Annotated in this window: 27 protein-coding genes; 17 read left to right on the plus strand and 10 right to left on the minus strand. The window is 55.9% G+C overall.

Annotation, left to right across the window (positions count from 1 at the left end):
* Window positions 1–111 precede the first annotated feature (111 nt).
* The 9 genes from RTN40_RS10300 to dtpA all read left to right on the plus strand — a co-directional run bounded on the left by RTN40_RS10300 (window position 112) and on the right by dtpA (window position 8,855).
* Entirely contained in the window at window positions 112–552 is a 441-nt protein-coding gene (locus RTN40_RS10300) for a DUF2569 domain-containing protein (protein ID WP_312228372.1), read from the plus strand.
* A 78-nt stretch (window positions 553–630) separates the two neighbouring features.
* Window positions 631–1,212, plus strand: coding sequence for an electron transport complex subunit RsxA (rsxA, locus tag RTN40_RS10305; protein ID WP_312228373.1), 582 nt, complete (start codon window positions 631–633; stop codon window positions 1,210–1,212).
* Window positions 1,212–1,790, plus strand: a complete 579-nt coding sequence (rsxB, locus tag RTN40_RS10310; RefSeq protein ID WP_312228374.1) for an electron transport complex subunit RsxB — start codon at window positions 1,212–1,214, stop codon at window positions 1,788–1,790. Before rsxA ends, rsxB begins: the two co-directional genes overlap by 1 nt.
* The gene (rsxC, locus tag RTN40_RS10315) at window positions 1,783–3,759 is read left to right on the plus strand and encodes an electron transport complex subunit RsxC (RefSeq protein WP_312228375.1); all 1,977 of its coding nucleotides are present in this window, start codon (window positions 1,783–1,785) and stop codon (window positions 3,757–3,759) included. The genes rsxB and rsxC overlap by 8 nt, the downstream gene beginning before the upstream one ends.
* Window positions 3,760–4,809: an electron transport complex subunit RsxD gene (rsxD, locus tag RTN40_RS10320; protein ID WP_312228376.1), complete on the plus strand. Its 1,050-nt coding sequence runs from the start codon at window positions 3,760–3,762 to the stop codon at window positions 4,807–4,809. It abuts the gene before it with no gap.
* A 10-nt stretch (window positions 4,810–4,819) separates the two neighbouring features.
* Window positions 4,820–5,440, plus strand: a complete 621-nt coding sequence (rsxG, locus tag RTN40_RS10325; RefSeq protein WP_312228377.1) for an electron transport complex subunit RsxG — start codon at window positions 4,820–4,822, stop codon at window positions 5,438–5,440.
* Window positions 5,441–5,443: 3 nt separating this feature from the next.
* Entirely contained in the window at window positions 5,444–6,145 is a 702-nt protein-coding gene (locus RTN40_RS10330; protein WP_312228378.1) for an electron transport complex subunit E, read from the plus strand.
* The gene (gene nth / locus RTN40_RS10335) at window positions 6,145–6,780 is read left to right on the plus strand and encodes an endonuclease III (RefSeq protein ID WP_312228379.1); all 636 of its coding nucleotides are present in this window, start codon (window positions 6,145–6,147) and stop codon (window positions 6,778–6,780) included. Before RTN40_RS10330 ends, nth begins: the two co-directional genes overlap by 1 nt.
* Window positions 6,781–7,349: 569 nt before the next feature.
* Window positions 7,350–8,855: a dipeptide/tripeptide permease DtpA gene (dtpA, locus tag RTN40_RS10340; protein WP_312228380.1), complete on the plus strand. Its 1,506-nt coding sequence runs from the start codon at window positions 7,350–7,352 to the stop codon at window positions 8,853–8,855.
* An 82-nt stretch (window positions 8,856–8,937) separates the two neighbouring features.
* Here the strand turns inward: dtpA and pdxY are convergent, their stop codons facing one another.
* The 5 genes from pdxY to anmK form a co-directional block, all read right to left on the minus strand.
* Complete coding sequence (gene pdxY / locus RTN40_RS10345) at window positions 8,938–9,798, minus strand: pyridoxal kinase PdxY (RefSeq protein WP_312228381.1); 861 nt, start codon at window positions 9,796–9,798, stop codon at window positions 8,938–8,940.
* Window positions 9,799–9,855: 57 nt separating this feature from the next.
* Window positions 9,856–11,130, minus strand: coding sequence for a tyrosine--tRNA ligase (gene tyrS, locus RTN40_RS10350; RefSeq protein WP_312228382.1), 1,275 nt, complete (start codon window positions 11,128–11,130; stop codon window positions 9,856–9,858).
* A gap of 125 nt (window positions 11,131–11,255) precedes the next feature.
* On the minus strand, window positions 11,256–11,927 hold the full coding sequence (pdxH, locus tag RTN40_RS10355) for a pyridoxamine 5'-phosphate oxidase (RefSeq protein ID WP_312228383.1): 672 nt from the start codon (window positions 11,925–11,927) through the stop codon (window positions 11,256–11,258).
* A 57-nt stretch (window positions 11,928–11,984) separates the two neighbouring features.
* On the minus strand, window positions 11,985–12,311 hold the full coding sequence (gene mliC / locus RTN40_RS10360; RefSeq protein ID WP_312228384.1) for a C-type lysozyme inhibitor: 327 nt from the start codon (window positions 12,309–12,311) through the stop codon (window positions 11,985–11,987).
* Window positions 12,312–12,405: 94 nt separating this feature from the next.
* Window positions 12,406–13,530: an anhydro-N-acetylmuramic acid kinase gene (gene anmK, locus RTN40_RS10365; protein ID WP_312228385.1), complete on the minus strand. Its 1,125-nt coding sequence runs from the start codon at window positions 13,528–13,530 to the stop codon at window positions 12,406–12,408.
* Window positions 13,531–13,802: 272 nt separating this feature from the next.
* On the opposite strand from anmK, the gene slyB reads away from it, so the two are divergent.
* A complete protein-coding gene (gene slyB / locus RTN40_RS10370; protein WP_312228386.1) occupies window positions 13,803–14,270 on the plus strand; it encodes an outer membrane lipoprotein SlyB in 468 nt (155 codons plus the stop codon).
* A gap of 85 nt (window positions 14,271–14,355) precedes the next feature.
* Here slyB and slyA read toward each other — a convergent pair whose 3' ends face one another.
* On the minus strand, window positions 14,356–14,796 hold the full coding sequence (slyA, locus tag RTN40_RS10375) for a transcriptional regulator SlyA (protein ID WP_312228387.1): 441 nt from the start codon (window positions 14,794–14,796) through the stop codon (window positions 14,356–14,358).
* Window positions 14,797–14,987: 191 nt separating this feature from the next.
* Between slyA and RTN40_RS10380 the strand changes: the two genes are divergently transcribed.
* Genes RTN40_RS10380 through RTN40_RS10390 form a run of 3 tightly spaced genes read left to right on the plus strand, consistent with a single transcriptional unit; the run spans window position 14,988 to window position 18,099 of the window.
* Window positions 14,988–15,224, plus strand: a complete 237-nt coding sequence (locus RTN40_RS10380; protein WP_312228388.1) for a DUF1656 domain-containing protein — start codon at window positions 14,988–14,990, stop codon at window positions 15,222–15,224.
* A gap of 2 nt (window positions 15,225–15,226) precedes the next feature.
* Window positions 15,227–16,087: an HlyD family secretion protein gene (locus RTN40_RS10385; RefSeq protein ID WP_312228389.1), complete on the plus strand. Its 861-nt coding sequence runs from the start codon at window positions 15,227–15,229 to the stop codon at window positions 16,085–16,087.
* On the plus strand, window positions 16,087–18,099 hold the full coding sequence (locus RTN40_RS10390) for an FUSC family protein (RefSeq protein ID WP_409418523.1): 2,013 nt from the start codon (window positions 16,087–16,089) through the stop codon (window positions 18,097–18,099). The genes RTN40_RS10385 and RTN40_RS10390 overlap by 1 nt, the downstream gene beginning before the upstream one ends.
* On the opposite strand, the gene sodC is transcribed toward RTN40_RS10390, so the two are convergent.
* The 3 genes from sodC to RTN40_RS10405 all read right to left on the minus strand — a co-directional run bounded on the left by sodC (window position 18,100) and on the right by RTN40_RS10405 (window position 19,895).
* The gene (gene sodC / locus RTN40_RS10395) at window positions 18,100–18,621 is read right to left on the minus strand and encodes a superoxide dismutase [Cu-Zn] SodC (protein WP_312228390.1); all 522 of its coding nucleotides are present in this window, start codon (window positions 18,619–18,621) and stop codon (window positions 18,100–18,102) included.
* A gap of 80 nt (window positions 18,622–18,701) precedes the next feature.
* Complete coding sequence (locus tag RTN40_RS10400) at window positions 18,702–19,598, minus strand: aldo/keto reductase family oxidoreductase (RefSeq protein WP_312228391.1); 897 nt, start codon at window positions 19,596–19,598, stop codon at window positions 18,702–18,704.
* Window positions 19,599–19,655: 57 nt separating this feature from the next.
* On the minus strand, window positions 19,656–19,895 hold the full coding sequence (locus RTN40_RS10405) for a DUF1289 domain-containing protein (RefSeq protein ID WP_312228392.1): 240 nt from the start codon (window positions 19,893–19,895) through the stop codon (window positions 19,656–19,658).
* Window positions 19,896–19,994: 99 nt separating this feature from the next.
* Here RTN40_RS10405 and RTN40_RS10410 point away from each other — a divergent pair, with 99 nt between their 5' ends.
* From RTN40_RS10410 to rnt, 4 genes are all read left to right on the plus strand, one after another.
* A complete protein-coding gene (locus tag RTN40_RS10410; RefSeq protein WP_312228393.1) occupies window positions 19,995–20,591 on the plus strand; it encodes a TetR/AcrR family transcriptional regulator in 597 nt (198 codons plus the stop codon).
* 54 nt (window positions 20,592–20,645) lie between these two features.
* Window positions 20,646–21,740 carry an alkene reductase gene (locus RTN40_RS10415; protein WP_312228394.1) on the plus strand — a complete coding sequence of 365 codons (1,095 nt, stop codon included), beginning with the start codon at window positions 20,646–20,648 and terminating at the stop codon, window positions 21,738–21,740.
* A 102-nt stretch (window positions 21,741–21,842) separates the two neighbouring features.
* Window positions 21,843–22,250, plus strand: a complete 408-nt coding sequence (gloA, locus tag RTN40_RS10420) for a lactoylglutathione lyase (RefSeq protein WP_312228395.1) — start codon at window positions 21,843–21,845, stop codon at window positions 22,248–22,250.
* Window positions 22,251–22,353: 103 nt separating this feature from the next.
* Window positions 22,354–23,004: a ribonuclease T gene (gene rnt / locus RTN40_RS10425; protein ID WP_312228396.1), complete on the plus strand. Its 651-nt coding sequence runs from the start codon at window positions 22,354–22,356 to the stop codon at window positions 23,002–23,004.
* A 61-nt stretch (window positions 23,005–23,065) separates the two neighbouring features.
* On the opposite strand, the gene grxD is transcribed toward rnt, so the two are convergent.
* On the minus strand, window positions 23,066–23,413 hold the full coding sequence (gene grxD, locus RTN40_RS10430; RefSeq protein WP_042394696.1) for a monothiol glutaredoxin 4: 348 nt from the start codon (window positions 23,411–23,413) through the stop codon (window positions 23,066–23,068).
* Between the last annotated feature and the right edge of the window lie 202 nt (window positions 23,414–23,615).

The following is a 23,615-nucleotide window of genomic DNA, read 5'->3' on the forward strand; positions in this document are numbered from 1 at the left end:
GGTCATTTGTCGCCGAGTGCGGTAGGAAATAGCGCGGGTAGCATTCGCTGTATAATGCTTTATACTCTCGCCCTGCAAAAGAGTGTTAACCATGCCAGGGGAGAAGATGATATGACCGTAACGCCTGCTGAACGTATTGGAGGCTGGTTACTGGCCCCGCTCGCCTGGCTGCTGGTCTCCTTGCTGGGTACGCTGTTTGTCGTTGTCCGCTTTATCACCGTGCTGCTGACGCCTGAGATCGTTGCCGTGCTTAACGCCCAAAGTACTGGGGATAAAGCACTGTGGTACGCCTCATTTATCTTTGCCGTTGCCATGGGTGGCTATACCCTATGGCTGACCGTTGCTTTCTTTAAGCGCCGCAGACAGGTACCAAAGCACTATATTATCTGGCTGTTAATCTCAACGCTGCTGGCGCTGAAGGCATTTGCCTTTTCACCGGTCTCGGATACCCTGGCGCTGCGCCAGCTGCTGTTTCCTTTACTGGCTGCCGCCCTGATCGTCCCCTACCTTAAACGATCGCAGCGGGTGAAGAAGACCTTCGTTAACCCGTAATTAACCTTATTTGTTGTACTGTTGTCGCCCGGATCGATTTATCCGATAATAGGCGGCTACTCTTTTTCAGGCTGAATAATGACTGATTACCTGTTGCTGTTTGTCGGAACCGTACTGGTTAATAACTTCGTGCTGGTTAAGTTCCTCGGCCTCTGCCCGTTCATGGGGGTCTCCAAAAAGCTGGAGACCGCGATGGGGATGGGGCTGGCGACCACCTTTGTACTGACGCTGGCCTCAATTTGCGCATGGCTTATCGACACCTGGGTGCTGATCCCGCTGGATCTCATCTATCTGCGCACCCTGGCTTTTATTTTGGTCATCGCCGTGGTGGTGCAGTTCACCGAAATGGTGGTGCGAAAAACCAGCCCGGCGCTCTACCGCCTGCTGGGGATTTTCCTGCCCCTCATCACCACCAACTGCGCGGTGCTGGGTGTGGCGCTGTTGAACATCAACCTCGGGCATAACTTTTTACAGTCGGCGCTGTACGGTTTTTCTGCGGCCGTCGGCTTCTCGCTGGTGATGGTCCTGTTTGCCGCTATTCGCGAACGTCTGGCGGTGGCGGATGTCCCGGCACCGTTTCGCGGTAACGCCATCGCGCTGATTACCGCGGGTTTAATGTCTCTGGCCTTTATGGGCTTTAGTGGTCTGGTGAAGCTGTAATGTCTGCTATATGGATAGCCATCGCTGCCCTGAGCGTGCTCGGGCTGATCTTTGGCCTGATTCTCGGCTACGCCTCGCGCCGTTTTGCGGTAGAGGACGATCCGGTCGTAGAAAAAATTGATAACCTGCTGCCGCAGAGCCAGTGTGGCCAGTGCGGCTATCCCGGCTGTCGTCCCTATGCCGAGGCCGTGGGTAGCCAGGGCGAGAAGATTAACCTTTGTGCTCCCGGCGGCGAAGCGGTGATGCAAAAAATCGCCACGCTGTTAAACGTCGATCCGCAGCCAATTGGTGACGATGCCGGCGCCGCAGAGCCAGTACGTATGCTAGCAGTCATTGACGAGCCTAACTGCATTGGCTGCACCAAGTGCATTCAGGCCTGCCCGGTTGACGCCATCGTCGGCGCCACCCGCGCCATGCACACGGTCATCAGCGATCTCTGCACTGGCTGTAACCTCTGTGTTGCTCCGTGCCCGACGCAGTGTATCGACCTGCGTCCCGTCGCGACAACAACCGAAAGCTGGAAATGGGATCTGCAAACCATTCCGGTGCGCATTATTCCTGTGGAACAACATGCTTAAGCTATTCTCCGCATTTAAAAAAGACAAGATCTGGGATTTCAACGGCGGCATCCATCCGCCGGAGATGAAAACTCAGTCAAACGGTACGCCGCTGCGCCAGCTCCCGCTGGCGGGGCGCTTCGTTATTCCCCTTAAGCAGCACATTGGCGCTGAGGGCGAGCTGTGCGTGGCCGTAGGCGATCGCGTCCTGCGCGGCCAGCCGCTGACGCGCGGCCGTGGTCGTATGTTGCCGGTTCATGCTCCTACCTCCGGCACGGTGGTGGCGATTGCCCCCCACTCTACTGCCCATCCCTCGGCGCTGGCCGAGCTAAGCGTGATTATTGATGCCGACGGTGAAGACCGTTGGATTGAGCGCGACGGCTGGAGCGACTATCGCTCGCGTACTCGCGCCGAGCTGATTGAACGCATCCACCAGTACGGTGTGGCGGGTCTCGGCGGCGCAGGCTTCCCCACCGGCAATAAACTGCAGGGCGGCGGAGATAAGATCGAAACGCTGATTATCAACGCCGCAGAGTGCGAACCCTACATCACCGCCGACGACCGCCTGATGCAGGACTGCGCCGCGCAGATCGTCGAAGGTATTCGTATCCTTGCGCACATTCTTCAGCCGCGCCAGGTCCTGATCGGCATTGAAGATAATAAGCCGCAGGCCATCTCAATGCTGCGGGCGGTGCTGGCGAATACGCACGATATCGTGCTGCGGGTGATCCCGACTAAATATCCTTCTGGCGGTGCCAAGCAGCTGACCCAGATCCTCACCGGCAAACAGGTTCCGCACGGTGGCCGTTCGTCTGATATTGGCGTGCTGATGCAAAACGTCGGTACCGCCTTCGCCGTTAAGCGTGCGGTAATCGATGGCGAACCCCTGACCGAGCGCGTAGTCACCCTTACCGGCGAGGCCGTGACGCAGCCGGGTAACGTCTGGGCGCGCCTGGGTACGCCAGTACGCCACCTGCTCGACGCGGCAGGTTTTTGCCCCTCTGGCGAGCAGCTGGTGATTATGGGCGGGCCGCTAATGGGCTTCACCCTGCCGTGGCTGGACGTGCCGGTGGTTAAAATTACCAACTGCCTGCTCGCCCCGTCGGCCAATGAGATGGGCGAGACGCCGGAAGAGAAAGGCTGTATTCGCTGCAGCGCCTGCGCCGATGCGTGCCCGGCAGATCTGCTCCCACAGCAGCTCTATTGGTTCAGTAAAGGCCAGCAGCACGATAAGGCTACCGCCCATAACCTGGCGGACTGTATTGAGTGCGGAGCGTGCGCCTGGGTCTGCCCCAGCAACATTCCCCTGGTGCAGTATTTCCGCCAGGAGAAGGCCGAGATCTACGCTATCGCTCAGGAAGAGAAGCGCGCCGCCGAAGCAAAAATCCGTTTTGAAGCACGACAGGCTCGTCTTGAGCGTGATAAAGCGGCACGCCTTGAGCGCCACAAAAAGTCTGCTGCCCAGCCAGCCGCGAAAGATAAAGATGCAGTGAATGCCGCTCTGGCCCGCGTGCGTGAAAAACAGCAGCGCGCCGCTCAGCCGGTAGTGGTCCAGGCCGGTGCCGAGCCGGATAACAGCGCAGTGATTGCCGCCCGTGAAGCCCGCAAGGCCGAAGCCCGCGCACGCCAGGCAGAGAAAGCGCAGCAGCCTGTCGCAGCAGAGACGGCAGCGGAGCAAGCCGATCCGCGTAAAGCCGCGGTTGAGGCAGCTATCGCCCGCGCCAAAGCGCGTAAGGCGGCACAGGCGGCGGCACCTGAAGCAACGCCTGAACCTGTTGCCGAAGAGCCAGCCGCCGCGGTCGATCCGCGTAAAGCCGCCGTTGAGGCCGCCATCGCCCGCGCTAAAGCACGTAAGGCACAGCAGCAGGTTGTTGAGAAAATAGTGGATACCCCGGCGGCCAATGACGATCCGCGTAAAGCGGCCGTTGCTGCAGCCATCGCCAGGGCTCAGGCTAAGAAAGCCGCAAAACAGGCCGTTAACGAGGAATAGATGGTTTTTAGAATCGCAAGCTCCCCCTATACGCACAACCAGCGCCAGACATCACGGATTATGATGCTGGTTCTGCTCGCGACCCTACCCGGGATCGCCGTGCAGACCTGGTTCTTTGGCTGGGGTACGCTCCTGCAGATCCTGCTGGCAGGCGTTAGCGCTCTCGCCGCGGAAGGACTGGTACTTAAGCTGCGTAAGCAGAGCGCGGCGGCGATCCTCAAGGATAACTCCGCCCTTCTCACTGGCCTGCTGTTGGCGATCAGTATTCCGTCATTCGCGCCCTGGTGGATGGTCGTTCTGGGAACCGTTTTTGCAGTGATTATTGCCAAGCAGCTTTACGGCGGCCTTGGGCATAATCCCTTCAACCCGGCAATGATCGGCTACGTGGTGCTGCTGATCTCCTTCCCGGTACAGATGACCAGCTGGTTACCGCCCCATGAGATTGCCGCTAACGTGCCCGGCTTTGTGGATGCGGTGCAAATGATCTTTACCGGCCACAGCGCGGGGGGTGATATGAACACCCTGCGGCTGGGCATCGATGGCGTTAGCCAGGCCACGCCGCTGGATACCTTCAAAACGTCGCTGCATGCTGGTCACAGCGTCGATCAGATCATGCAGTATCCGATTTACAGCGGCGTGCTGGCGGGTGCGGGCTGGCAGTGGGTTAACCTTGCTTATCTGCTGGGCGGGCTGTTCCTGCTGGGGAAAGGCGCTATCCGCTGGCATATTCCGGTTAGCTTCCTTGTCACGCTAACCTTCTGCGCTACGCTGGGCTGGATCTTTTCGCCAGAGAGCCTGGCTTCGCCGCTGCTGCATATTTTTTCCGGGGCAACAATGCTCGGTGCGTTCTTTATCCTGACCGATCCGGTAACCGCTTCGACCACCAATAAAGGTCGCCTGATCTTCGGTGCGCTGACCGGGGTGCTGGTCTGGCTGATCCGCAGCTTTGGCGGCTATCCGGACGGGGTTGCCTTTGCGGTGCTGCTGGCGAACATTACCGTGCCGTTGATTGACTACTATACGCGTCCGCGCGTCTACGGCCATCGTTGAGGAGACCGCCATGTTGAAGACCATGCAGAAACACGGCGTGACCCTGGCGCTGTTTGCCGCCTGCTCTACCGGCCTGACGGCGGCAATCGCCCAGCTGACCAAATCGACCATTGCCGAGCAGGCCGCTATTCAGCAGAAGGCGCTGTTCGATCAGGTTGTGCCAGCCAATATCTATAATAACGACCTAAGCCAGAGCTGCTTTTTGGTTAACGCTCCGGCGCTGGGCAAGGGCGAGCGTCGGGTCTACATTGCCCGCCAGGACGATAAGCCCGTTGCAGCGGTCATGGAGGCCACGGCCCCGGACGGTTACTCCGGTGCTATCCAGCTGCTGGTTGGCGCAGATTTTAGCGGCACGGTGTTAGGCACCCGAGTCACCGAGCACCATGAGACCCCGGGCCTGGGCGATAAGATCGAACTACGCCTCTCAGACTGGATCAATTCTTTCAGCGGTAAGACGATTGCAGGCGAGTCTGACAGTCACTGGGCGGTGAAAAAAGACGGTGGCGATTTCGACCAGTTTACCGGTGCAACCATCACCCCTCGCGCGGTGGTGAACGCCGTCAAACGGGCAGGACTGTACGCGCAGACCCTGCCCGATCGGCTTAATTCTTTACCGCCCTGCGGAGAGTAGACCATGAGCGAAATAAAAGAGGTTATTGTTCAGGGGCTGTGGAAGAACAACTCGGCGCTGGTGCAGCTACTGGGGCTATGTCCGCTGCTGGCCGTGACATCCACCGCAACTAATGCTCTGGGTCTTGGCCTGGCGACAACGCTGGTGCTGACCCTGACCAACCTGGCTGTTTCTGCCCTGCGCCGCTGGACGCCAGCAGAGATCCGTATTCCGATCTACGTGATGATTATCGCCTCGGTAGTGAGCGCGGTGCAGATGCTAATCAACGCTTACGCCTTTGGGCTTTACCAGTCGCTAGGGATCTTTATCCCGCTGATCGTCACCAACTGCATCGTAGTAGGTCGCGCGGAAGCCTTTGCCGCGAAGAAAGGCCCGGCACTCTCGGCGCTGGATGGGTTCTCTATCGGCATGGGAGCAACCTGCGCCATGTTCGTGCTTGGCTCGCTGCGCGAAGTGCTGGGTAACGGCACGCTGTTTGACGGCGCAGACGGCCTGCTGGGCAGTTGGGCGAAAGTGCTGCGCATCGAGGTCTTCCATACCGATTCGCCTTTCCTGCTGGCGATGCTGCCACCCGGAGCGTTTATCGGCCTGGGCATGATGCTGGCGGTGAAATACCTGATTGATGAACGGACCAAAAAACGTCGCGCCGCAGCTGCTGTAACCACACCTGCCGTAGACACCCCTGCCACGCCCGGGAAGGCCTGATGAATAAAGTAAAACGTCTGGAGATATTAACCCGTCTTCGGGAAAACAATCCGCACCCAACTACCGAGCTGAACTTTACTTCGCCGTTTGAGTTACTGATTGCGGTCCTGCTCTCGGCGCAGGCCACGGACGTCAGCGTTAATAAGGCAACGGCGAAGCTCTACCCGGTTGCTAACACGCCGGAAGCGATACTGGCCCTTGGTGTGGAGGGGGTAAAGGCGTACATCAAAACTATCGGCCTGTTTAATAGCAAGGCGGAGAATGTCATCAAGACCTGCCGTATTCTGCTGGAGCAGCACGGCGGTGAAGTACCGGAGGATCGTGGCGCGCTGGAGGCTCTGCCCGGCGTCGGGCGCAAGACCGCCAACGTGGTGCTTAATACCGCCTTTGGCTGGCCAACCATTGCCGTCGATACCCATATCTTCCGCGTCTGTAACCGCACGCTATTTGCGCCGGGAAAGAACGTTGAACAGGTAGAAGAGAAGCTGCTGAAGGTAGTCCCGACGGAATTTAAGGTCGATTGCCATCATTGGCTCATCCTGCATGGCCGCTACACCTGTATTGCCCGTAAGCCCCGCTGTGGCTCCTGCATTATTGAAGACCTGTGCGAATATCGCGACAAGGTTTACGAGTAATTTTCTCCTCGCTGCTTTTCCCCTTTATAACGCCAGCTTATGTTTTCATGCCTGTACGGGGCGTGATAAAACTCGGCTGGTTATTACTTTTTAAGGTTAATCGTTTTTTTAATACGAAAAATTTCTATAGATTTGTGAGATAGATCACTGCACGCAATGAACGTTAAAAATTTGTTTTAAACGTAAGACGCATGCATGCCACAGGCTGCGTTGCAGAAGCAATCAGCGGTAGATTAAACCACCATTTTTGGCAATATCGGGCTAATACGCTGCATACAAGCCAAAATAGCAGAACATATCGCCATACGCCCTGTTTTGCCAATTCTATTTAGTGGAAAAAACTATCAAAATGCTAAAGCCAAAATTTAACGCTGAATAACAAACTCTAAACTGGCGCATTATACCGGACATTTTATATGTAACAGTTTATTACAAAGCTATTGCCTCCGCGTCCTGGATAGGGAACATTACCTGCCGTTTCCCCTCCCTTATAACTATAAGCACGATGGACTCTGGCCATCGCGCATTGAACACCCCCGTTAATATGGGATGTAAAAAAAGAGGTATATGTGTCCACTGCAAACAACAAACCATCTGAAAGCGTTAGCCTGAACGCTTTCAAACAACCCAAGGCGTTTTACCTGATCTTCTCCATTGAGCTGTGGGAGCGCTTCGGTTTCTACGGCCTGCAAGGGATCATGGCGGTGTACCTGGTTAAACAGCTGGGTATGTCTGAATCCGACTCTATTACGCTGTTCTCCTCCTTCAGCGCCCTGGTTTATGGCCTGGTGGCCATCGGTGGCTGGCTGGGCGATAAGGTTCTGGGTACTAAACGCGTTATCATGCTGGGCGCGATTGTGCTGGCGATCGGCTATGCGCTGGTGGCCTGGTCTGGTCATGATGCAGCCATTGTCTATATGGGTATGGCGACTATCGCTGTGGGTAACGGCCTGTTCAAAGCCAACCCCTCATCGCTGCTCTCTACCTGCTACGCGAAGGATGACCCACGTCTTGATGGCGCATTCACCATGTATTACATGTCCATCAATATCGGCTCGTTCTTCTCTATGCTGGCGACGCCGTGGCTGGCAGCGAAGTTTGGCTGGAGCGTGGCCTTCTCGCTGAGCGTAGTCGGGATGCTGATCACCGTGGTGAACTTTGCCTTCTGCAAGCGCTGGGTCAAGCAGTACGGCTCGAAGCCAGACTTTGAACCGCTGCGCATGGGTAACCTGCTGGCCACGATTGTCGGCGTTGTCGTGCTGATTGCAGCAGCAACCTGGCTGCTGCATAACCAGGGCATTGCCCGTCTGGTGCTGGCGCTGGTTGCGCTGGGTATCGTGTTCATCTTTGCGAAAGAGACGTTCTCTATGCACGGCGCGGCGCGTCGCAAGATGATCGTGGCCTTTATTCTGATGCTGCAGGCGATCCTGTTCTTCATCCTCTACAGCCAGATGCCGACCTCGCTGAACTTCTTTGCCATTCGCAACGTTGAGCACTCAATTCTGGGTATCGCCTTCGAGCCAGAGCAGTATCAGGCTCTGAACCCGTTCTGGATCATTATTGGTAGCCCGATTCTGGCCGCTATCTATAACAAGATGGGGGATAACCTGCCGATGCCGTTTAAGTTCGCTTTCGGTATGGTGCTCTGCTCAGCGGCGTTCTTGATCCTGCCACTGGGGGCTAAGTTTGCCAGCGATGCCGGGATTGTTTCCGTCAACTGGCTGATTGCCAGCTACGCCTTCCAGAGCATCGGTGAGCTGATGATCTCCGGCCTTGGTCTGGCGATGGTAGCCCAGCTGGTGCCGCAGCGTCTGATGGGCTTCATCATGGGCAGCTGGTTCCTGACGACCGCCGGGGCTAACCTGATCGCTGGCTATGTGGCTAACATGATGGCTATCCCAGAGAACGTGACCGATCCGCTGATGTCGCTGGATGTCTACGGTCGCGTGTTCCTGCAGATTGGTATGGTTACCGCCGTCATTGCGGTGCTGATGCTGCTGACCGCGTCGAAGCTGAACCGTATGACGCAGAGCGATGATAAAGACGCAGCCGCGTCTGAGACCGCTACCGTGTAACGCGCTCCGGGAAACGCAAGCCAAAGAAAAAGCCGCTGAGAGATCAGCGGCTTTTTTATTATTTACATAGCGTTCGCCCGGCCTACACCTCTGTGGCGCGGAACAGGTGCTCGGGCCGGGCGATGCGATCCTGGGCGGCAACGACCTGCAGCTCATACTCCCCCATCTGCCTGGTGGTGAGCATGATCTCATATACTGCCGCCGTTACGTGCTCCAGCGCATCACGCAGGGAGGCTCCCTGAAGCAGTTTCACCAGCAGCAGGCCGCTAGTGACGTCGCCCACGCCAACCGGCTGGCGCATGCCAAAATTCACCAGCGGGCGGCTGATATGCCAGGCTTCGCGCGCCGTGACCAGCAGCATCTCAAAGCTCTCCATGCTTTTGGCCGCCCGGGCCAGGTGCTTGATCAGCACAATCTCTGGGCCTTGCGCAATCAGCTCGCGGGCAGCGGCAACCGCCTCGCTGACGTTATTCACCGGATGACCACACAGCATCTCCAGCTCGATCAGATTCGGGGCAATGATATCGCTGGCGGGCAGCGCATAGCGGGCGTGAAACTCTGCGACGCCGGGCGCAACAATGCACCCCTTCTCCGGATGGCCCATTACCGGATCGCAAAAATATTTCGCCTGCGGATTAGCCGCTTTTACCTGGCGCACAATCCCCAGAATATGCTCGCCCTGCTCGGCAGAGCCAAGGTAGCCTGTCAGGACCGCATCGCAGGTCTTCAGCTTGTCGATATCGGCAATACCTTGCACGATCTCCGTTAGGTGCGCGGGCGGCATGACGCAGCCGGTCCACTTGCCGTACTGGGTGTGGTTAGAGAACTGAACCGAATTGAGCGGCCAGACGTTAGCGCCAAGGCGGCGCATCGGAAACTCAGCGGCGCTGTTACCGGCATGACCAAAGACGACGTGAGACTGGATGGCGAGGATATTCTTCATTTTCTTACCCGGACATAAAAATAAGGGAGTGATTTCTCACTCCCTGTGCTTAGTGCGTTACTTCCAGCAGATCAGACAGTAATTTTTCTTACCACGACGCAGCAGCGTATAGCGACCAAACAGGCGATCGCTGTCGGCAAAGGTGTATTCTGCATCAGACTGTTTTTCACCGTTGATGGTGACCGCGTTAGAAGCGATGGTCTTGCGGGCCTGGCCACGGGACGGCTGCAGCTCTGAATCCACCAGCGCCTGCATCAGATCCGCGCCCTTCTCCATTTCAACCATCGGAACACCGTCCTGAGCCAGCTGCTCGAAGTCAGCTTCGCTCAGATCGCTCAGGGTGCCGTTGAACAGGCTGGAGGTAATGCGTTTCGCCGCTTCCAGTCCCTCTTCGCCGTGCACCAGGCGGGTTACCTGTTCGGCCAGTACGTACTGGGCGCGCGGCGCTTTACCGCTGTTCTTGTCTTCCTCTTCCAGCGCGTTGATCTCCGCGATATCCATAAAGGTGAAGAACTTCAGGAAGCGGTAGACGTCTGCATCGGCGGTGTTGATCCAGAACTGGTAAAACTTATACGGGCTGGTTTTCTTCGGATCGAGCCATACCGCACCGCCCTCAGTTTTACCAAACTTGGTGCCGTCGGCTTTGGTGATCAGCGGAACGGTCAGGCCGAAGACCTGGTTCTGGTGCAGACGACGAGTCAGGTCGATACCAGAGGTAATGTTACCCCACTGATCGGAGCCGCCAATCTGCAGCGCCACGCCGTGCAGTTTGTTCAGGCAGGCGAAATCGTAGCCCTGCAGCAGGTTATAGGAGAACTCGGTAAAGGAGATGCCCTGATCGTCACGGTTCAGGCGCTGCTTAACCGCCTCTTTGTTGATCATCTGGTTAACAGAGAAGTGCTTCCCGATATCGCGCAGGAAGGTCAGCACGTTCATGCCGCCAAACCAGTCGTAGTTGTTCGCCGCAATCGCTGAGTTGTCACCGCAGTCGAAGTCGAGGAAAGGCGCAACCTGCTTGCGGATCTTATCTACCCACTCCTGGACGGTATCTTCAGTGTTCAGCTTGCGCTCGGCGGCTTTAAAGCTCGGATCGCCAATCAGGCCCGTTGCGCCACCCACCAGCGCCACAGGCTTGTGGCCTGCCTGCTGGAAGCGTTTCAGGCATAACAATGGAACCAGATGCCCCAAATGCAAGCTGTCAGCGGTGGGATCGAAGCCGCAATAGAGCGCGATCGGGCCTTGCGCCAGTCGCTCTGCTAACGCATTTTCGTCCGTCACCTGGGCAACGAGGCCCCGCTCTTGCAATTGTTTAATCAAGTTACCGCTTGCCATCAAATTCTCCATGTCTCAAACGCTGCACCTTTGCCGGTACACGACTTTTCGCTCGTTACGAAAGAGGGATAGAATAAAGCGCTGGAACCAGGAGTACCAGCGCTTAAATCAACATTTTTCAGCGATTAAGGCGCGAGACGATCGATTTTCCAGCCGCCGTTTTCACGCTGGTATAAAAAACGATCGTGGAGGCGGTGTTCGCCCCCCTGCCAGAACTCCATCTGCTCAATGCTGACGCGGAACCCGCCCCAGAAGCTGGGCAGCGGCACTTCGCCCTGCTGAAACTTCTGCTTAAGCTCAAGAAACTTGCTTTCGAGCACGCCGCGGGCGGAGATACGACTGGACTGCTGCGAGACCCAGGCGCCGATCTGACTGTCGCGCGGGCGGCTATGGAAGTACTTCACCACCTCCAGGGTAGAGAGACGTTCCGCTTTGCCGATGACCATCACCTGGCGCTCCAGCATATGCCAGGGAAACAGCAGGCTGATGTGCGGATTGTTTTCGATATGATGCGCCTTACGGCTGCCGAGGTTGGTATAGAACACCAGCCCTTTTTCATCATAGTGCTTGAGCAGAACGATACGCTGGTAGGGCTGGCCATTCTCATCTACCGTAGCGACCACCATCGCCGTGGGATCGGCCAGACGCGCCTCGCAGGCCTGACTAAGCCAGCGTTCAAACAGGGTCAACGGCTGAGGAGGAAGATCCGTGCGGCGCAGGCCACCTTTGGTGTACTCGCGGCGCAGGTGCGCGATGTGCTGCAGATCGCTGTTATGTGCATCATGATTGTCTGACATGGCGTTCGCTACATAAAAGTTCAGGTGGCGCTATTGTGCGCCGCCTGGGTAAAAATCTCAACGCTGCGGGTTTTGTAGCTGACAGTTGTTTAAGATAATGCGATCGTGCTTGTAAACCGTGGCGTTATCCCCTTTTGACCAGAAGACGTAGATGCCATCGGTATAGCGTGCGCCGGAGGCAGAAAGGCCTTGTTGCAGCGTCAACGGCGTATCATCCACGGCGAAGCTCACTTCCTGGCGAGTCTGGTTTAGCTTGACCGTCAGCGGTTTTTCATCGTCGCACTGGTACTCAAGAGTATCGGTATGCATGCGCTCCACAAACTGGTTGTAGGTGGTACATCCGGCAAGCATCACTGGCAATAAGGCAATCAATAATCTTTTCATGATCCATCCTAAAACGTGTCCCGGGGCGAAGCGTAACACGCGCCTGCCCCTGCATCGTTTTAGTCTAACGTCTCGTTACAAAAGAAAATTTAGGTTATGTCTGATTATGGCGCGGATTAGCCGGGAATATGGCTCCCAGCACGCTGGCCTGCGAGGCGCCGGTGACGGAGGGCAGATTACCCGGCAGACCGGCAACGGTGCGCCACGCTAGCCAGGCAAAGGCCAGCGCTTCCATATCGTCTCCGCTGATCCCCGCCTCGTCGGTAGTACCGACTTCAATACCCGGCAACAGGCTTGCCAGTCGCGCCATCACCAGTGGATTGCGCCCTCCACCACCGCAAACCAGCAGGCGCTCGCAGCCGCCGCTCAACAGCACCTGCTCAGCAATACTGACCGCCGTCAGCTCCGCCAGCGTGGCCTGCACGTCGCTGCCCGACAGGCCCGGGAAATGAGCCAGCTGGCGTTCAAGCCAGCCGTAGTTGAAGTACTCTCGCCCGGTACTTTTCGGCGCAGGCCGCGCAAACCATGGATCGCTGAGCATCTGCTGGAGCAGCGGGACAATGACCTTCCCCGCGCTTGCCCACTGGGCATCTTTATCATAAGGCTGCCCCTTTTGCCGCCAGATCCACGCATCCATCAGCATATTGCCCGGCCCGGTGTCATAGCCTCTTACCGGCCGATCCGGGAAGAGCAGAGAGAGGTTAGCAATACCGCCAATATTGAGCACCATGCGCCGCTCGACAGGGTGAGCCAGCAAAGCCTGATGGAAAGCGGGAACCAGCGGCGCGCCCTGGCCGCCAAGGGCAATATCCCGGCGGCGAAAATCACCCACTACCGTAATCCCCGTGTGGGTGACAATCTGGTTGTTATCGCCGATCTGCAATGTATTCGGCGCATCGCCCCCCGGCTCATGCCAGACGGTCTGCCCGTGACAGCCAATAGCGACAACATCCTGCGGGCGCAGGTTCTCCTGCTTAAGCAGCGCCAGGACCGCATCAGCAAACAGTTTGCCCAGCCGGCTATCAAGCTGACCGAGCTGGGAGAGGGTAAGCTGTTGCCCCTGACAGATATTGAGAATGGCCTCCTTGAGCGACACGGGTATCGGCCAACTCAGGCTGGCCTGCTGCGCCACCATGCGATCGTCAATCGCCGCAAGGACAACATCTACCCCATCAAGGCTGGTGCCTGACATGACGCCAATATAGCGACCCGATTTCATATGCCGTCCTTATCTGTCTGCGTGGCTTAGGATCAATACCCTACCCTGGCACAATGACCGTGGGCATGGGTAGTGCTATTGTGATCTTTCAGACCGGGTTTGCACAGGCCAACTTGTCCACTTTTGGCCTGTTTAAGTAAAGTTAAGCTCTGCAATGGTACTATTTTCGCATTGTTTTGGCGGAAGGTATGACCTGATATCTTTAAATGCCATATAATTTAAAGATGACGGATGCTCGTCCGAGCGTTTTTAGGTGAACAGGAGATTCATAGATGATTTTACGTGCACTGGCAGTTTCCCTGGTTGGCTTCACTCTGGCAGGCTGCGTGAATGACAGCAGCCTCTCCGGCGACGTTTACAGCGCTTCCGAAGCGAAACAGGTGCAAAGTGTCACTTACGGTACGATTGTTAACGCCCGTCCGGTACAGATTCAGGGCGGCAATGAGAACAACGTGATTGGCGCGCTGGGCGGTGCGGTGCTGGGTGGCTTCCTCGGGAATACCGTCGGCGGCGGTTCCGGTCAGTCTTTGGCAACTGCCGCAGGTGCGGTGGCAGGCGGTGTTGCCGGTCAGGGCGTGCAGGGTGCGTTTAACAAAAGTCAGGGCGTAGAGCTGGAGATCCGTAAAGACGACGGCAATACCGTTATGGTTGTGCAGAAACAGGGCAATACCCGCTTCGCTGCCGGCCAGCGCGTTGTACTGGCCAGCAATGGCAGCCAGGTTACCGTCTCCCCGCGTTAATCATAACTACTGTGGCCGCCTCTGCGGCGGCCCTCTTATCTCTCAGCCATTAAAAAGCCCTGCTTTCGCAAGGCTCTTGTCAGCGTTAGTCACGCGATTGTAATTCAATAATATTATGCTCTAGCCGGCCAATCAGGGTGATGAGCTGCTCCAGCTCGCTGGCAGAGATACCGGCGAGGATCTCACCCCGTGTTTTATTGATAACGGACTCCATCTCATCGATGATTGGGGCCGCTTTATCAGTGAGCTTAATACGTTTTGCCCGTCGGTCGCTGGCACAGGTCTGCCGGGAGATAAGGCCCTTCTCTTCCAGCTGGTCCAGAGTACGCACCAGCGACGGCTGTTCAATGCCGATCGCTTTTGCCAGTTGAATCTGCGACTGTTCAGGTGGCAGCTGATGAATGTTATGCAGCGTTACCCAGTGCGTCTGCGTCAATTCCAGAGGTTTTAGGCGATGGTCAATCAGTGCACGCCAGATACGTACTAAACGTGCCAGATCAGAACCCAATGGCGATTCCAATTTCATCTCCTTATAATTAGCTTGCTAAGTTATTATGCTGATTTTAGAATAGTGTGCAATATTTATATTTTCAAAACAAACGTAATACTTATTTTACTTATAGCTGACATGATCAGCTTAGAGCAGAAAGAGAGTACGTTACCGTGGTTTTTGCTAAACCTATAAACAATGATAGTTAATGCAAAGGATTACGATTTGTGACGCTTATGCTTAATGCAACAGGATTGCCTTTACAGGATCTGGTGATCGGTGCCTCTATCTATTTCCCTCCATTTTTCAAAGCGTTCGTAGGCGGATTTATTATCTGGCTAGTGGCGCATCGTCTGCTGCGAGATTGGATCTATTCAGGTGAAATATGGCATCCCCTGCTGATGGATCTGTCGATCTTTACGCTTTGCGTCTGTCTGAGTTTCGTATTGCTGATTGCGTGGTGAGTATGACGCTTAAAACAGTTAAATATTTTTCAACGATTGCGGTCGCCATCGTCGCAGTGCTGGCGGGATGGTGGCTGTGGAACTTTTACATGCAGTCCCCGTGGACTCGCGATGGCAAAATTCGCGCCGAGCAGGTGAGTATTACGCCCCAGGTTTCCGGCAGCATTACCCGGCTCACTATCAGGGATAATCAGTTCGTCAATGCCGGCGACCTGCTGTTAACCGTTGATAAAACGCCTTTTAACATAGCGAAACTTAATGCGCAAGCCGGGCTGGCAAAAGCGCGATCGGACCTCGCAAAAGCAACCAACGAAGCGAAACGGCGTCAGCATTTATCACGTAACTATATTTCGGCGGAAGATATGGATACCGCCAACCTGAATGTTAAAGCGGCCCAGGCCAGCGTTGAAGCAGCCGAAGCGACTTTAGAACACGCGCAATGGCAGCTTGAGCAGACCGATGTTCGCGCGCCGGTCGCAGGCTGGGTAACTAATCTTTCGACCCGAACAGGAGATTACGCCACCACCGGCAAGCCGCTATTCGCCCTTGTTGACAGCCACTCTTTTTATGTCATGGGGTATTTCGAAGAGACAAAACTGCGCCATATTCGCGAAGGTGCGGCAGCCGTTATTACCCTGTATAGCGGTAACGTAAAGTTACAGGGTCACGTTTCCAGTATTGGTCGCGCCATCTACGATCAGAGCGTAGAGAGTGATTCTGGTTTAGTGCCCGACATTAAACCCAATGTTCCCTGGGTGCGCCTGGCCCAGCGCGTGCCGGTAAGGATAGAGTTCGATTCGCTTCCTCATGACATCACGCTGATTTCCGGCACCACGTGCAGCGTTGCGATTGGACAGCGCTAATGCAGGCTTCTTCTTTTAGCTGGCGTAATACCCCCTGGTTTAAAGCAACCACCGGACAATGGCGATATGCATTACGTAACGCCATCGCCATGTGCCTCGCCTTAACCCTCGCCTACTGCTTTGACCTGGATGAACCCTACTGGGCGATGACCTCCGCCGCCGTGGTGAGCTTTCCAACGGTGGGCGGCGTCATTAGTAAAAGTCTCGGCCGTATTGCTGGCAGCCTACTGGGTGCGACGGCTGCGCTGATCATCGCAGGCCATACCTTAAATGAGCCTTGGCTCTTCTTATTCAGCATGGCGGCCTGGCTTGGTCTGTGTACCTGGGCCTGTGCATACTTTACCAATAACGTCGCTTACGGTTTTCAACTGTCTGGCTATACCGCCGCTATTATTGCCTTTCCGACCGTTAATCTCATTGATACCGTTCAGCTGTGGGATATCGCTCAGGCCCGCGTTTGTGAGGTCGTGCTCGGTATACTTTGCGGCGGAGTGATGATGATGATCCTGCCAAGCACATCCGATGGAACCGCCCTGCTCAATGCGTTGAAAAATATGCAGACGCGCTTGCTGGAACACGCCAGTTTGCTCTGGCAACCTGAAACCAACGATGCCATTCGTTCCGCGCATGAGGGGGTTATTAACCAGATCCTGACGATGAATCTGCTACGTATTCAGGCGTTCTGGAGTCATTACCGCTTTCGTCGCCAGAATGCGCTGCTTAACGCGCTGCTGCACCATCAGCTACGTCTGACCAGCGTTATCTCCAGTCTTCGCCGTCTGCTGCTGAACTGGCCCAACCCACCGCAGCAGACCCGTGAGATCGTTGAGCAACTGCTCTCTGCGCTTACCCGTCCCCATATTAATTCTTATAGCATTGCACAGATTATCGCCCCGTTACGCCCCCAGGACGATAGTGACTATCACCACCTCGCCTTCTGGCAACGGCTACGCTTTTTTTGCGCACTTTATCTGCAAAGCAACCGCTGGTTGCGAGCGCTGGAAAATGGTACGTCTGTCTCATTGCATATTACCAGTCGGCGTCCGAGCCTGGCGCGTCATACCGATAGCGTGGAAGCCTTATGGAGCGGTATTCGAACCTTCTGTACGCTAATGGTCGTGGGTGCATGGAGTATTGGATCGCAATGGGAGTCCGGTTCTGGAGCGCTATCGCTGGCGGCGATCAGCTGCGTGCTCTATTCAATCGTCGCAACCCCTTTTAAATCGCTCACCTTGCTGATGCGGACCCTCGTGCTACTGTCATTATTCAGCTTTGTGGTGAAATTTGGCCTGATGGTGCAAGTCACCGATCTTTGGCAATTTTTGCTTTTTCTTTTTCCACTGCTGACCACTATGCAGCTACTTAAACAGCAAATGACGAAGCTGGCAGGATTATGGGGTCAGCTGATTGTTTTTATGGGGTCGTTTATCGCCGTGACCAATCCACCCGTGTACGATTTTGCTGATTTTCTGAATGATAACTCGGCAAAAATCGCTGGGGTAGCACTCTCATGGCTGGCGTTCGCTATCTTGCGCCCCGGCTCTGACGCCCGTAAAAGCCGCCGCCGTATACGCGCCTTGCGCCGCGATTTCGTCGATCAGCTCAGCCACCGCCCGTCGCATAGCGAATATGAGTTTGAATCGCTGGCTTATCATCACATCAGTCAGCTCAGTAATAGTCAGGATGCGCTGGCCCGCCGCTGGCTGTTACGTTGGGGAGTGGTACTGCTCAACTGCTGCCATGTTGTCTGGCAGCTTCGCGAGTGGGAAACCCGCTCCGATCCGCTTTCACGGGTCAGAGACGTTTGCATAGCGCAGTTACGCGATGTGATGAGCGAGCGTGGCGTTGACCAGCGCCATCTGGCCAGCACGCTGCAGCGGTTACAGCGTATCTGCGATAGCTTGTCTCGACACCATCAACCCGCTGCCCGAGAGCTGGCGGCGCTTGTTTGGCGGCTACAGATATCACTGTCGCAGCTTGTACAAGCGCCACCGCCGGGGATGCTAACGTGATTAGTTAATGACACCACAAGCGTAGCGCGCTCCGCCGCCGCCTAACGGCTCCGGTTTGTCGGAATAGTTGTCGCCACCCACGTGGATCATCAGCGATCTGTTTTTCACTTCATCCAACTTTTTCAGACGCGGGGAAACCACTGGCTGAGTGGCTTTACCGTCGTTATTGACCTGAAGCACGGGCAGATCTCCCGTATGCCCCGCGCCCTCTGGACCCTCATGTTTGCCAGTGGTGTGTGGATCAAGATGCCCACCCGCCGCTTCAGCTGCAGAAGGCTTGCCATCCTTCATAGCAGGCTCGCAGGTACCTTTAGCATGCACGTGGAAACCATGATCGCCGGGCGGAAGTGCTTTCAGATCGGGCGCAAATTCCAGCCCTTTATCGGTTTCGGTAATTTTCACCGTCCCGATGGACTGACCCACGCCTTGAGAAGTGACAAGGTTCATTTCAACCTCTTCACTGGCAGCCTGCGCACCGGTGCAGGCTAACAGTGTCAATACGGCCAAACTCAATCGCTTCATATGATCTCCGGTTATTGGTTATTATCTCTGAAGTGTAAACCAGGGATGTAGATACCACCGGAGAATCAGATAATCAGCTATTAAGGCACGTCGTACCCGAGCGCGGCTTTACGGATGCGGAACCACTGTTGGCGGGTAAGCGTGAGCGCTTCAGCGGCAATCGCCGCACGCACGCGCTCGATTTTGCCCGAGCCAATAATCGGCAGCGGCTTCGACGGCAGCTTCAGCACCCAGGCATAGACCACCTGTTCAATAGTTTCGGCCTGGATCTCTTCAGCGATCTGCGCCAGCTCGTCGCGCAGCGGCTGGAAAGCCTCGTCGCTAAACAGCTGACCACCGCCGAGGCAGGACCACGCCATCGGGTGAATACGCAATTGCTGAAGCTGATCGAGCGTGCCGTCAAGCAGCAGCGGCTGATGCACCGGCGAGATCTCAACCTGGTTAGTGGCGAGGGTAAACGGCAGACGCGACTGCAGCAGTGCAAACTGGGCCGGGGTAAAGTTAGAGACGCCAAAGTGACGCACCTTCCCGCTCTGATGAAGCTGAAGAAACGCCTCGGCAACCTCATCGGCATCCATCAGCGGATCGGGGCGATGGATCAGCAGCAGATCGAGGCGATCGGTCGCCAGGTGAGTCAACGACTGCTCGGCGCTGCTGATAATGTGCCGCTTATCGGTGATATAATGACCGATAGCGTGCTCGGGGCGCGCCGTGGTGGCAATGCCGCATTTAGAGACGATCTCCATGCGCTCACGCAGGTGGGGAGCTAGCTTTAACGCGTCGCCAAAGGCGGCTTCACACTGATAGCCGCCGTAGATATCGGCGTGATCGACCGTAGTGACACCCATCTCCAGATGCGCCTCAATAAAGCTGACCAGCTGGCGTGGCGTCATATTCCACTCCATCAGACGCCAGTAGCCCATGACGAAACGTGAAAATTCCGGCCCCTGAGGCGCGAGGGTAATACGCTGAACCATAACCGTTTCCTTACTTTGCAAAGAAGAGACAGGCAAAGAGTATACGGAAAACGGCGCTTAAAACAGTGAGGGCTGCTGCGGTTCTTCTCCTGCCGGCTGGCTACCTGCACGCATTTTGCGCAGCGCACGCTGGCGGCAGAGACGCAGCACGTTCTGCTTTTCACTGTCGCTCATACGCTGCCAGTTAAAACGTTCATCCCGGCTGCGCAGGCAGCCGCGGCAGTAGCCCTGTTCATCGGTCTGACAAATTCCCCGGCATGGGCTAAGAATGGGGAAAAACTCCAGCTGTTCCGGCACGTCCTTCCTCCTGTTAGCAATCGATAATACTATTGAAGACGCCCATCCGACATAAAGCAACCCTTGCATTAGACCGAATGGTCTATTACAGTAAGTCCTATGAACAGAGATACCGAACACGATACCCGTGAACACTTACTGGCAACCGGCGAGCAGCTTTGCATCCATCGCGGGTTTACCGGCATGGGATTAAGCGAGCTGTTAAAAACGGCGGAAGTGCCGAAAGGCTCGTTTTATCACTATTTTCGCTCGAAAGAGGCGTTCGGGGTGGCGATGCTTGAGCGTCACTATGTTGGCTACCACCAGCGTCTCACCCACCATTTCTCTCATGGTAGCGGTAACTATCGCGACCGCTTAATTGCCTATTTCCAGGAGACGCTGAACCAGTTTTGTCAGAAGGGGATCATCAGCGGCTGCCTGACGGTGAAACTCTCTGCCGAAGTGTGCGATCTCTCGGAAGATATGCGTAGCGCGATGGACAGAGGTGCCAGCCGTGTCATTGCGCTGCTGGCCGAGGCGCTGGAAAAGGGTCGCGATACCCACTGCCTGCGCTTTGAGGGAGATGCCCTTACCCAAGGCCAGGTGCTCTATGCGCTGTGGTTGGGTGCCAATATACAGGCTAAAATTTCCCGCAGTGCTCTGCCGCTGGAGAGCGCGCTGGCACACGCTAAAACAATACTCATCACGCCTGAATAAGTCAGGCGTTTTATTTCCCTTTTAACTAGTTGACCGGTCTATTCAGGAGAAGCTATGGCGAACAAACTGTTTACCCCGCTGAAAGTGGGTGCGATTACTGCGGCAAACCGCGTTTTTATGGCCCCGCTGACACGTCTGCGCAGCATCGAGCCGGGTGATATCCCTACCCCGCTGATGGGCGAATACTATCGTCAGCGCGCCAGCGCCGGGTTAATCATCAGCGAGGCGACACAGATCTCTGCCCAGGCAAAAGGCTACGCTGGTGCCCCAGGCCTGCACAGCCCCGAGCAGATTGCCGCATGGAAAAAGATCACCGACGGCGTTCATGCTGAAAACGGTCAGATCGCAGTACAGCTCTGGCACACCGGCCGTATTTCCCATGCCAGCATCCAGCCGGGCGGTAATGCTCCGGTTGCCCCGTCGGCAATCAATTCTGGGACCCGTACCTCCCTTCGCGATGAGAACGGTAACGCCATCCGCGTTGATACCTCCACGCCTCGCGCGCTGGATATCAGCGAGATCCCGGGCATCGTTGATGACTTCCGCCAGGCGGTAGCTAACGCCCGCGAAGCCGGTTTCGACCTGGTGGAGCTGCACTCCGCTCACGGCTACCTGCTGCACCAGTTCCTCTCCCCGTCGGCGAACCATCGTACCGACGAGTACGGCGGCAGCGTTGAGAACCGCGCCCGCCTGGTGCTGGAAGTGGTTGATGCGGTAAGCAAAGAGTGGAGCGCTGAACGTATTGGCATCCGTCTTTCTCCAATCGGTACTTTCCAGAACACTGACAACGGCGACAATGAAGAGGCCGATGCGCTCTACCTGATTGAAGAGTTGGCTAAGCGCGGCATCGCCTATCTGCATCTCTCCGAGCCAGACTGGGCCGGTGGTCAGCCCTATACCGATGAGTTCCGTGAAAAAGTGCGTGCGCGTTTCCACGGCCCGATCGTCGGTGCCGGGGCCTATACGCCAGAGAAAGCAGAGAACCTGATCGCTAAGGGCCTGATTGACGCGGTGGCCTTTGGTCGCGACTATATCGCTAACCCGGATCTGGTGGAGCGCCTGCGACGCAAGGCCGAGCTGAACCCGCAGCGTCCGGAGAGCTTCTACGGCGGCGGCGCGGAAGGGTATACCGACTACCCGACGCTGTAACCGGTACGTCGTCACTGACATTGATAGCGGCAGGGATCCGCCGCTATACTAAAATAGACTTAATGACTTAAATGCCTGAGCAAAAAAACGAAAGAGGATATTATGCGCTTACTTCATACCATGCTGCGCGTTGGCGATCTGCAGCGCTCCATTGAGTTCTACACCAAGGTTCTGGGCATGCAGCTGCTGCGCACCAGCGAAAACACCGAGTATAAATACTCGCTGGCGTTTGTTGGCTACGGCCCGGAGAGCGATGAGGCGGTCATTGAGCTGACCTATAACTGGGGTGTGGATAGCTACGAGCTGGGCAACGCCTATGGTCATATTGCCCTGAGCGTAGAGAACGCAGCTGAAGCCTGCGAGCGCATTCGTCAGAACGGCGGCAACGTCACTCGTGAAGCCGGCCCGGTAAAAGGCGGCACGACCGTTATCGCCTTTGTTGAAGATCCAGACGGTTATAAGATCGAGCTGATCGAAGAGAAAGACGCGGGCCGCGGCTTGGGTAACTGATCTCTGCGGGCGCACTCTGCGCCCGTTGTTTCATCTGTGCTATACAATCCCTGCCTAAAGTTTGCCATAATGCGCGCTGCTTTTTCCTGTATTAAGAGATCCTATGTCCGATAACGCACAGCTCACCGCTCTTTGCGACCGTTTCCGTGGTTTTTACCCCGTCGTGATTGATGTCGAAACCGCCGGGTTTAATGCCAAAACCGATGCGCTACTGGACATTGCCGCCGTGACGCTAAAGATGGATAGCGACGGCTGGCTGATGCCGGACAGCACCCTGCACTTCCAGGTTGCGCCTTTTGAAGGGGCTAACCTTGTCCCCGAGGCGTTAGCGTTTAACGGCATCGATCCTCATGATCCGCAGCGCGAGGCGGTAAGCGAATACGATGCGCTGCACGCAATCTTTAAAATGGTGCGTAAGGGCATTAAAGACTCTGGCTGCAATCGCGCCATTATGGTGGCCCATAATGCCACGTTCGACCACGGCTTTATGATGGCGGCGGCAGAGCGCGCCTCGCTCAAGCGTAACCCGTTCCACCCTTTCGTTACCTTCGATACCGCTGCCCTGAGTGGGCTGGCGCTGGGGCAAACCGTGCTGTCAAAAGCCTGTACAGCCGCTGGACTGGCGTTTGACAGTACTCAGGCCCACTCTGCGCTCTATGATACCGAACAGACCGCGCTGCTGTTCTGTGAGATCGTCAATCGCTGGAAACGGCTCGGCGGCTGGCCGCTGCCGATAGTCGCTGACGAGGCATAACGCCGCGACTGAAACAAAAAAGCCGCTCCAGTGAGCGGCTTTTTTACACAGAACGAAACGCTTACTCTGCGTCAGGCTCTTCCGTTTTGTACTTCGCTGCTGTTTCTTTGATCAGCGTTTGCAGCTCGCCGCGCTGGTACATCTCGATGATGATATCGCAGCCGCCGACCAGTTCGCCATCTACCCACAGCTGCGGGAAGGTCGGCCAGTTCGCGTATTTTGGCAGCTCGGCACGGATATCCGGGTTCTGCAAGATATCAACATAGGCAAAACGCTCGCCGCAGGCGGAGAGTGCCTGTACGGCCTGAGCGGAGAAGCCGCAGCTCGGCAGCTTAGGGGAGCCTTTCATATACAGAAGGATCGGGTTTTCAGCGATCTGCTGCTGAATTTTCTCTACGGTTGTGCTCATTGTCTTGCTTCCTTAACTTCTTACGGCGTGATGTGACATTCTAGCTTTTCACACCACCGGGTAAAATAACATTTTGTTCACCAACCGTTAGTTTATCGTCTGAAAGATAAAGTTGCCGTAAAAATTGTGCTGCTTAGCGTTTTGGCTGCATAACTGGTCATCTCTTGAGCGTTAAAAAGAGACAACTGCTGTTTTTTTTTGC

It is taken from the genome of Pseudescherichia sp., assembly GCF_031987975.1.
Lineage (GTDB): Bacteria > Pseudomonadota > Gammaproteobacteria > Enterobacterales > Enterobacteriaceae > Pseudescherichia.